At 74.5% G+C, this 9913-nt stretch carries 8 protein-coding genes; 3 read left to right on the forward strand and 5 right to left on the reverse strand.

Annotated elements, in window-relative coordinates; genetic code table 11:
- Positions 1 to 50 precede the first annotated feature (50 nt).
- On the forward strand, positions 51 to 1061 hold the full coding sequence (locus ACZ4MH_RS33335; RefSeq protein ID WP_351600105.1) for an LLM class F420-dependent oxidoreductase: 1011 nt from the start codon (positions 51 to 53) through the stop codon (positions 1059 to 1061).
- Positions 1062 to 1076: 15 nt separating this feature from the next.
- Here the strand turns inward: ACZ4MH_RS33335 and ACZ4MH_RS33340 are convergent, their stop codons facing one another.
- The 4 genes from ACZ4MH_RS33340 to ACZ4MH_RS33355 all read right to left on the reverse strand — a co-directional run bounded on the left by ACZ4MH_RS33340 (position 1077) and on the right by ACZ4MH_RS33355 (position 5232).
- The gene (locus ACZ4MH_RS33340; RefSeq protein ID WP_351600103.1) at positions 1077 to 1871 is read right to left on the reverse strand and encodes a maleylpyruvate isomerase family mycothiol-dependent enzyme; all 795 of its coding nucleotides are present in this window, start codon (positions 1869 to 1871) and stop codon (positions 1077 to 1079) included.
- A 65-nt stretch (positions 1872 to 1936) separates the two neighbouring features.
- Positions 1937 to 3007, reverse strand: coding sequence for a prenyltransferase/squalene oxidase repeat-containing protein (locus tag ACZ4MH_RS33345; RefSeq protein ID WP_351600101.1), 1071 nt, complete (start codon positions 3005 to 3007; stop codon positions 1937 to 1939).
- On the reverse strand, positions 3004 to 3771 hold the full coding sequence (locus ACZ4MH_RS33350) for a class I SAM-dependent methyltransferase (RefSeq protein ID WP_351600099.1): 768 nt from the start codon (positions 3769 to 3771) through the stop codon (positions 3004 to 3006). The genes ACZ4MH_RS33345 and ACZ4MH_RS33350 overlap by 4 nt, the downstream gene beginning before the upstream one ends.
- A gap of 99 nt (positions 3772 to 3870) precedes the next feature.
- Entirely contained in the window at positions 3871 to 5232 is a 1362-nt protein-coding gene (locus ACZ4MH_RS33355) for a glycosyltransferase family 4 protein (protein ID WP_351600097.1), read from the reverse strand.
- Between the two features lie 237 nt (positions 5233 to 5469).
- On the opposite strand from ACZ4MH_RS33355, the gene ACZ4MH_RS33360 reads away from it, so the two are divergent.
- Positions 5470 to 6093 carry a TetR family transcriptional regulator gene (locus tag ACZ4MH_RS33360; protein ID WP_351600095.1) on the forward strand — a complete coding sequence of 208 codons (624 nt, stop codon included), beginning with the start codon at positions 5470 to 5472 and terminating at the stop codon, positions 6091 to 6093.
- Between the two features lie 549 nt (positions 6094 to 6642).
- On the forward strand, positions 6643 to 7275 hold the full coding sequence (locus tag ACZ4MH_RS33365) for a helix-turn-helix transcriptional regulator (RefSeq protein ID WP_351600093.1): 633 nt from the start codon (positions 6643 to 6645) through the stop codon (positions 7273 to 7275).
- Between the two features lie 81 nt (positions 7276 to 7356).
- Here the strand turns inward: ACZ4MH_RS33365 and ACZ4MH_RS33370 are convergent, their stop codons facing one another.
- On the reverse strand, positions 7357 to 9798 hold the full coding sequence (locus ACZ4MH_RS33370; RefSeq protein ID WP_351600091.1) for an ABC transporter ATP-binding protein: 2442 nt from the start codon (positions 9796 to 9798) through the stop codon (positions 7357 to 7359).
- Positions 9799 to 9913 lie beyond the last annotated feature (115 nt).

Here is a 9913-nt window from a genome sequence, read left to right on the forward strand (position 1 = left end):
GGCCCGTACAGTCACCGCACCGAACTGACGGTACGTCAGGAGGGAGCGGCATGCGGCTCGGACTGGCGCTCGGTTACTGGGGCCGCGGACCCGACCCCCGCCACCTCGAACTCGCCCGCGCTGCCGAGGCGTTGGGCTACGACTCGGTGTGGACGGCGGAGTCCTGGGGCTCGGACGCCTTCACCGCGCTCACCTGGATCGCCGCCCACACCTCGCGGATCGGGCTGGGCACCGGCATCGCGCAGATGGCGGCCCGCACGCCCACCGCCACCGCGATGCACGCGCTCACCCTCGACCACCTCAGCGGCGGCCGGCTGACGCTGGGGTTGGGGCTGTCCGGGCCGCAGGTCGTGGAGGGCTGGTACGGCAGGCCGTTCCCCAAGAGCCCGCTGACCGCGACCCGCGAATACGTCGACGTCGTACGGCAGGTGCTGCGCCGCGCCGGCCCGGTGACGCTGGACGGCCGCTACCACGCCCATCCGTACCGCGGCCCGGACGGCACCGGCCTCGGCCGGCCGCTCAAGCCGATCACCCACCCCCTGCGCGCCGGACTGCCCCTGTTCCTCGCCGCCGAGGGCCCGAAGAACATCGCGCAGACCGCCCGCATCGCCGACGGCTGGCTGCCGCTGTACTGGTCGCCGACGCGCGTCTCCGTCCACCGGGCGGCGCTGGCCGACGCGCCGGCGGGCTTCCGCGTCGCGCCCATGGTCCGCGCCGCGGTCTGCGACGACGTCGCGGAGGGGCTGCTGCCGGTGAAGGCGATGCTCGGCTTCTACATCGGCGGCATGGGGCACGCGACCCGGAATTTCCACGCGGACCTGATGGCGCGGATGGGGTACGAGGAGGCGGCTCGGCGGATCCAGCAGCTCTTCCTGGAGGGGCGCAGGGAGGAGGCCGTGCGCGCCGTCCCCGACGCCTTCGCCGACGAGATCTCCCTCGTCGGCCCGCGCGAACGCCTCGCCGAACGGCTGGAGTTGTGGCGCGCGGGCCCGGTCACCGACCTCCTGGTCACCGCCCCCGACCCGCACACCCTGCGCACCCTCGCCGAGCTCAACGCCTAGCCACAGTGCGGCCGGTCACCCGAAGCTGACCAGCTCCAGCCACTCGTCCAGCAGCGCGCGGTCGCCGATGACCGTCACATCCGCGTCCTCCACGGACAGCCGCCGGTAGAACACCAGCAGCAGGTCCTTCATCGGCCCGCGCAGCGCCACCGCGGCCTTCTCGTGCCCCCGGCGCCAGGTGATGGCCTCGCCCGTGAGGTCGATCAGCCACTCCCCGCCGTCCTTGTCCGGGTCGGTGTCGGTGGCGTGCAGATGGATCGTCCGGCCCGGCCCCAGCAGCCGCGCCAGCTCCGGCCGCCGCTCCATCGTCTGCGGCAGGCTCCCGATCTCCAGCCACTCCTCCAGGCTGTCGGCCGCGACCTCGGGGTCCAGTTCGTACGGCACGCCGACCGCGAGCGCCGCGTCCGCGCGGTGGACCACGGTCTCGTGCACCGCGCGCCGCACCCAGAAGTCCGTGCTCCGCTCGTCGGTCCAGCTCCACACCGCGGTGCCCGGTCCGGCCTCCGACAGCGCGCCGGCCGCCAGCGCCGCGCTCTCCCGCAGCCAGGCGCCCAGCGCCGCCGGCTCGCCGTCGTCGGGCCCCGCGGCACCCGGGATCCGCTCCTCGGACACGGGCTCCGTCGCCCGGGTCCGCACCGTCTCCGCCATCCAGCGCAGCGCCCCGCCGAGGTGCCGGGTCAGGTCACCGACCGTCCAGTCCGGGCAGGTGGGCACCGTCGCCTTCAGGTCCGCCCCCTGCAGTGCCTCGCGGAACAACCGGGCCTGCGCCGTGATCTCGTCGCAGTACCTCTCATACCCAAGACGCGTCATACCCGCACACTAGTGCGCATCTCCCCGCGCCCGCCCCCGATTTGAGGACGGGCGGGAGAGGAGGATCAGCCGCAGCAGTCCGGATTCAGGCCCGTCGGGAGCCGCTCGCCGCCGAAGACGGCCGTGGTCGCCTCGTCGCCGCCGAGCGCGGCCACCGCCAGCAGCAGGGAGCCGGCCGTCCACGACGTCAGCTCGCGCGGCCAGACCGTGTCGTCGTCGAAGACATAGCCGGTCCAGTACATGCCGTCCTCGGCGCGCAGATGCCGGATCGAGCGGAGGATGTCCACCGCGCGGTCGGACTCGCCCATCGCCCAGAGGGCCAGCGCCAGTTCGGCGCTCTCGCCGCCGGTGACCCAGGGGTTCGGCAGCACGCAGCGCACGCCGAGGCCGGGCACGACGAAGTCCTCCCACCGGTCCTCGATGCGCTCCTTGGCGGCCTGGCCGCGCAGCGCGCCCCCGAGCACCGGGTAGTACCAGTCCATGGAGTAGCGGGACTTGTCCAGGAAGCGTTCGGGGTGGTGGCGGATGGCGTGGCCGAGCCGGCCGACGGCCAGCTCCCAGTCCGGCTGCGGCGCGCCGCACTGGTCGGCGACGGCCAGGGCGCAACGCAGCGCCTGGTAGATGGAGGAGGACCCGGTGAGCAGCGCGTCGTTGACGGGCGTGCCGTCGTCCTCGCGCTTCCAGCCGATCTCGCCACCGGGCTGCTGGAGGGCCAGGACGAACTCGATCGCCGCGTACACGGTGGACCACATGCGGTCGAGGAAGGTGTCGTCGCCGGTGGAGAGGTAGTGGTGCCAGACGCCGACGGCGAGGTACGCGCAGAAGTTGGTCTCGCGGCCGCGGTCGGTGGGCCGGTCCGCCTCCCCGTCGGCGTACGCGGCGTACCAGGAGCCGTCGGGCAACTGGTGGTCGGCGAGCCACTGGTACGCGGCCTCGGCGCGGGCGTGCTCGCCCGCGGCGTCCAAGGCCATCGCGGCCTCGGTGTGGTCCCAGGGGTCGAGGTGGTGGCCCCGGAACCACGGGATGGCGCCGTCGGCGCGCTGCGTCGCGAGGATGCCGGCGACGGTGCGGGCGGCCTGCTCCGCGGTGAGCACTCCGGGCAGGACGAGTCGTTCGGTGCGCCCGGGGCTCGTCACAGGGCGGCTCGCGCGGGCTCGTCGTGCGTGGCGGCGGCGTGCGCCTTCGGCTCGTGCGGCTTGGTGGCGTACGCGACGAAGCTCTTGCCGATGAGCGGGTTGAGGGCGCTCTCGGCGACCCGCGTGGCCAGCGGCTTCTTCATGATGTCCCAGACCAGGAGCTTGTGGTACGCCTTGACCGGCAGCGCCTTGTCGTTGTCCACGCCGAACGCGCACTTGAGCCACCAGTACGGGGAGTGCAGCCCGTGCGCGTGGTGCGTGCCGTAGGGGCGCAGGCCCGCCTCGCGCATCTTGCCGAGCAGTTCGTCGGCCTTGTAGATGCGGATGTGGCCGCCCTCGACCTCGTGGTACGCGTCGCTGAGCGCCCAGCAGACCTTCTCCGGGCCGTAGCGCGGGACGGTCACCGCGATCCGGCCGCCGGGCTTGAGGACCCGGACCATCTCGGCGAGCACGCCCTTGTCGTCGGGGATGTGCTCCATGACCTCGGAGATGATCACGACGTCGAAGCTGTCGTCGGGGAAGGGCAGCGCGAGCGCGTCGCCCTCCATCGCGGTCGCGGTGGCGCCGGCCGGGGCCTCGCCGGCCTCCTCCATGGCGGCGAACCACTTGGCGACCTCGCGGATCTCCTCGGCGTTCTGATCGAGGGCCACGACGTGCGCGCCGCGCCGGTAGCACTCGAAGGCGTGCCGGCCCGCGCCGCACCCCAGATCGAGTACGCGGTCACCCGGTGCGAGCGGGAATCGGGAAAAGTCGACGGTCAGCACGGCCTCTCAGCTTTCGTCCTGGGGTGCCCCGGCCGCACGGGGACGGCGGGAACGGTATGGCGGTCACGGCAGTCGCGGCGGGCAGGGGACAAGAGCTTGTCAGGCGCGCGCGGCGGGCTCGGCGGCGGCCTGCACGGCCGTACGGGGAGTGGCCCGCGGGCGGTGCGCCGCCTGCCGGGCGATGGCCTCGCGGTAGCGCTCGGCGGTGCCGATGGCCGCCTGCCGCCAGGTGAAGCGGGCGAGGACGCGGGCACGGCCCGCCGTGCCGAGCCGGCGGCGCAGCTCCGCGTCGCCGAGCAGCCGGTTCAGGCCCGCGGCGAGCGCGCCCGCGTCGCCCGGCGGCACCGCGAGACAGGTCTCGCCGTCGGGCCCGGCGACCTCGGGGATGGCGCCGCCGGTGGTGGCCAGCAGCGGCGTACCGGTGGCCATGGCCTCGGCGGCGGGCAGCGAGAAGCCTTCGTAGAGGGAGGGCACGCAGGCCACTTGGGCGGAGCGGACCAGGTCGACCAGCTCGGCGTCGCTGATGCCCTTGACGAACTCGATGGCGCCGCCGAGCCCGTACCGCTCGATGGCGGCGGCCACCGGCCCGTCGTCGGCGCGCTTGCCGACCACGACGAGATGCGCCTCCGGGTTCTCGGTACGGACCTTGGCGAGCGCCTCGACCAGGTGGATCAGGCCCTTGAGCGGCACATCCGCGCTGGAGGTCGTGACGATGCGGCCGGGGATCTCGGGGACCGCGGGGTTCGGCGAGAAGAGGTCGGTGTCGGCGCCGATGTGCACGACGTGGATGCGGTCCTGACGGACGCCCAGGTGGTCGGTGATCTCCTGGCGGGAGGAGCCGGAGACGGTGAGGACGGACGGCAGCCGGCGCGCCACCCGCTTCTGCATGCGGGTGAAGCCGTACCAGCGGCGGACCGAGGCGCGCCGCTTCCAGCCGTCGGCGGCGGCCAGGTCCAGCTGCCGGTCGACGGTGATGGGGTGGTGGATCGTGGTGACCAGCGGCGCGCCGAGGTCGCCGAGCAGGCCGTAGCCGAGCGTCTGGTTGTCGTGCACGACGTCGAAGTCGCCGCGCCGCGCGGCCAGATGGCGGCGCGCCCGCAGGGAGAAGGTGAGCGGCTCGGGGAAGCCGCCGGTCCACATCGTGCCGACTTCGAGCGCGTCGACCCAGTCCCGGTACTCGCCGCGCTTGGGCGTGCGGAACGGGTCCGGCTGCCGGTACAGGTCCAGGCTGGGCAGCTCGGTCAGCGGGACGCCCCCGTCCAGTACGGGGTAGGGCTGGGCGCCGATGACCTCCACGGAGTGGCCGAGCCCGGCCAGTTCGCGCGAGAGGTGGCGTACGTAGACGCCCTGGCCGCCGCAGAACGGGTTCCCCTTGTACGTGAGCAGGGCGATCCGCAAGGGGCGGTCGCCGGTGACCTCGGCGGGGCGAGCGGCGGCTGCCCGGACGGCCTCAGCGGACACTCTCGGCCCCTCTCTCACTGGACTTTCGCCGGAGCGTAACCGCTGGCGCTAATCTAGAACAAGTTACAGAACCGATCGGTTACCGACGAGTTCACCAGGCTCGAATCTACCGGTCGGGGCATTGGCGAAAAGAGCCGCACCAGGTGATTCGCGCCACGACCCACCCCCTGCCATGCTGACCCGATCAGCAGATCGACAGCCCCCGCAGGACGGACGGACCGCCACGGAATGGGACACATGACTTCCGAACACCGGCCGGCGCTTCCCGCCAGTACACCGCTGACCGAGCGCCAGGAAGCGCGCCGGCGCCGCATCCTGCACGCCAGCGCGCAGCTGGCCGGGCGCGGCGGTTTCGACGCCGTGCAGATGCGCGAGGTCGCGGAGTTGTCGAACGTCGCCCTGGGCACGCTGTACCGCTACTTCCCCTCCAAGATCCATCTGCTGGTGGCGACCATGCAGGACCAGCTGCAGCACATGCACGCGACGTTGCGCAAACGGCCGCCGACGGAGAGTGACCCCGGGGCGCGGGTGGCCCAGACGCTGATGCGCGCGTTCCGCGCGATGCAGCGCGAACCGCACCTGGCGGACGCGATGGTGCGCGCGCTCACCTTCGCCGACCGGTCGGTGAGCCCCGAGGTGGACACCGTCTCGCGGCTGACGACGGCGATCATTCTGGACGCCATGGGGCTGGATTCCGCCGCCACCCCGGAGCAGCTCTCGGCCGTGCGGGTCATCGAGCACACCTGGCACTCGGCGCTCATCACCTGGCTCTCGGGCCGGGCCTCGATTGCGCAAGTGAAGATCGACATCGAGACCGTCTGCCGGCTCATCGAGCTGACCGGCCCCCAGCGCCCGGAATAGCCCGCTTTCGCACCGGTATCCCCTTTCGCGGCCCCGGTTTTGCGCCGTCACAGAGTGCATACATGCATCTCGCCGTGCACCCGTGCGCCCCCTTGCCCCCTCTTGGCCTGATCTGCGGCCCCACGGCGCGCCCTTTACAGGTATGAATTCGGGGTGGTTGCCAAATAAGGCCGGTACACGGGGGTCTGGAGGGGGACTGCAGTGATCCGGGTGCTGCTGGTGCACGACGTCTGCCTGTTCCGATGGGCGTTGGCCGAGGTGCTCAGCAGGGAAAACGACATAGAGGTGGCGGTGTCCACGCCGGAAGGCGCGGCGGGCCGGGTGCGCGCGCTGCAGCCGGACGTCTGTGTGGTGGATGTGGACTCCGCGATCCCGATCGGATTGAACGCGTTGCGAAAGCTATCGGACAGCGGTGCCGCGCCCGCGGCACATGCCGACGGTACTTCCGCGAGAGAGGACGCCGGATGGAGTGACGGTGCGTATCGGAATACCGACGGGTACCGGAGCGGTTGGGCCCCGAGAGCGGCGGCCGGGGCGCACGGCGCCGTGGTGAGCGGCGTCGGCGCCGCCGCGAGAGGTGCCCCCGCGGGCGGCACGCAGACGAGGACGGAGGCGCACGGCAGTGCCGCGCACGCCGTCCCGGTCCGCGCCGCGCCCGCGCGCGGCCCCATCGCGCACATCCCGCAGCAGGTCAGCAGATACCGGGAACTCCCGATGAGCGGCGCGGCGGAGGCCGTGCCGTGCGGCGGGGAGCCCGGGGCGGGCGGCGGCCGGGAGGGCGCGGCCGGGCCGCCGAAGGGGCCTGCCCTGCTGGTACTCGGCTCCGCCCACCGGCCGGGCCCGCTGCGCAGAGCCTTCGAGGCCGACGCGCTCGGATTCGTCGACAAGGAGGGCTCGCCCGGGCAGCTGGCCGTCGGCATACGTCAGGTCGCCGCGGGCCGGCGCTTCGTCGACGGCTCGCTGGGCTTCGGCTTCCTGCAGGCCGCCGAAATGCCGCTCACCCAGCGGGAGCTGAGCGTCCTGACGCTCGCCGCCGAGGGCGCTTCGGTCGCCGAGATCGCCGGCACGCTGCACCTGTCCAACGGGACGGTGCGCAACTACATGTCGGCGATCACCCGCAAGACCGGCGCCCGCAACAGGGTCGACGCCATCCGCATCTCCCAGGGAGAGGGCTGGCTGTGACCCACGCACCGGGAGGACGTCCCGGCCTTCGGCGTCCGCCGATCACGGCTGGAGGGCCGGCTCCGCTTCGGCGTCCGCCGGTCACCGCTGGAGGGCCGGCTCCGCTTCGGCGTCCGCCCACTCCCCCACGAGGTCGCGGTAGAGCGCGGAGCGGCGCAGCAGGTCCCGATGGCGTCCGCACAGGGCGTACGTACCGTCCATCACCAGGACGCGGTCCGCACGGAGCGCCGAACTGATGCGGTGCGCGACGACGATCAGTGAGCCGCCCGGCCGGGCCGCGAAGGCCCGCTCCACGCGGGCTTCCGCCGTCGCGTCCAGATGGCAGCCGGCCTCGTCGAGGATGGCGAGCGGGGCGGGCGCGAGATGGGCGCGGGCGAGGGCGATCAGCTGGCGCTCGCCGGCGGAGAGCGTGCCGGGCGTGACCCGCGCGCCGAAGCCGCCCAGCCGCCGCACCAGGTCCGCACCGCCGACCGCCACGGCCGAGGCCCGCAGCGCGGCGTCCGGCACCTCCTCGGGGCGCGGGCAGAGGTACAGCATGTTCTCCCGGAGCGTCCCGGAGAACACGTAAGCCTGCTGCGGTACGAGAACGCGCCTGGACCCCGCGCCGTTCCCGCCCAGCCGGATCTCCCCCCGATCGGGGACCAGCACCCCCGCGAGCAGCGCCGCGAGCGTCGACTTCCCGATGCCGCTCGGCCCCACGACGGCCAGGTGCCCGCCGACCGGCAGGGTCAGCTCCAGCCCCTGCACCACGGGCGTCGCGTGCTCGCCGTACGCGAAGGACACCCCCCGCGCCTCCAGGGCCAGCCCGCTGCCGGCCGGCGGCGTCGCCCACGCGGGCAGCGGTACGGGGGTCTCGACCGGCTCGTCGTCCCCGGCGTGCGCGCCCGCGTCCAGCGCGAGCCGACTGCCCGGCGCACGCCCCGGCACCGCGATCCCCCCGGGAAGCGTCAGCCGCTTGGGCGGCAGCGCGTGCCGCGGCCGCTTGGCGTGCCGCGCCCCGCCGCCACGGCCCGCCGAAGCGGACGCGGATACGGACGCGGACGTGGACGTGGACGCGGACGCGGACGCCGCAGGGTCGGCCGGAGCGGCCGGGGCGCCCGAGGGCAGCGCCGGCAATTCGGGCACGGCGGGGAGCGCGGCCCTTCCGGCGGCACCCGCGGGACCGGGCAGGGCGGGCCTTCCGGAGGCACCGGCCGGACCGGGGAGCGCGGGCCTTCCCGGGGCGCCGGCGGGACCGGGGAGGGCGGACCCGGCGGGCACGGTGGGCTCGGGCGCCGTCGCGGCACCTGCCGCTTCCGTGTCCGCCGGGCCCGTCGCGTCCGTCGTGGAGTCCGCGGCGTCCGCGGCGCTCCCGACGCCCCCTCCGGCCCCCGTCAGCCGGCGCAGGACGACGCCCAGCCGGGTGCCGGACGTGCCCAGGCCGTGCATCAGGGCCCGCAGCGCGGGCAGCATCGACTGCGTGAGGTAGGCCAGCGCGCCGACCAGCGCGCCCGGCGTCACCCCGTTCCCCAGCAGCCACGGCGCGGTGACCAGCAGCAGGACCACCGGCAGCCGCCCGCCCACGCCGAGCGCCAGATCCCGGCACACGCCCCAGCGCGCGAGCGTGCGCGACGCGCGCCACTCCGCGTCGAAGCGCTCCCCCACCTCGCGCGCCACCCGTTCCTCGGCGCCGCCGGCCGTCACGTCGCGCAGCCCGCCGACCGCCACGCCCACCCCGCGCGCGATGGCCTCATCAGCCGCCAGGTACGTCTCCTGACTGCGCGCCATCGGACGCAGCGTCACCACGAAGAGGGCGAGGCCCACGACGAGCGGCGGCAGGACGACGAGCAGCAGTACCGGCGCGAGCGAGAGGAGGCCGGCCAGCGCGCCGGCGGCCGTGAAGACGAACCCCCGCGACACCATCACCAGCCCGCCGAAGGTGTCGCGGGCGATCTCCACCTGGTGCGCGGCGCGGGAGACCGCGCTGTGGTCGGCCTCCCGCAGCGCGCGGGTGACGACCCGTCGGAGCAGCTCGTCGCGGAGCGGCTCCACCAGGTCGGCGACGGAGCGGTAGACCCGGCCCGTGCCGTACGAGCCGACCGCGACGGCCAGCGCGGCCGCGGCCAGCCAGCCCAGGCCCACGACGGCCCGGCCCGCGAGGAACCCGTCGTCGATCGCCCGGGCCAGCGCGAAGCCGAGCAGGAACGTCTGGGCGGCCTCGGCGACGGACCAGGCGGCCAGCCGCGCCACGACGCCGCGCCGCCGGCCCAGGAACCGCCGGGCCCCGTCCCGCAGCCGCAGCTGCTCGTCGGAAGCGGCCTCCTCCCGCGGCCTCGGAGGAGCGGCCGTGTCCCATCGCCGCGGTTGTCCCTCGGGGACGGCCTGCCGCAGCCGCCGCTGCCCCTCGGAGGCCGCCCCGTCCCGCAGCCGCGGCGGCTCCTTGAGAGCGGCGGCCGGCCCGCCGGCCGGCGGTGCGGTCCCCGTGCCCGCCCCGTGCTCCGCGCGCACCGGTGCCCCGTCCACTCTGCCCTCGCTCCCGCTCATGCCGCCCCCGCTCCCGTTGCCGCCGGTCACCGTCGTCCGTTCCCCTGCCGCCGCGGGGGGAGCCCCCCTACCCGGCCCCCGCCCCCCCCACCCCACCCCGCAACCCACGAGAAAG

The organism is Streptomyces sp. NPDC026301 (genome assembly GCF_055567935.1).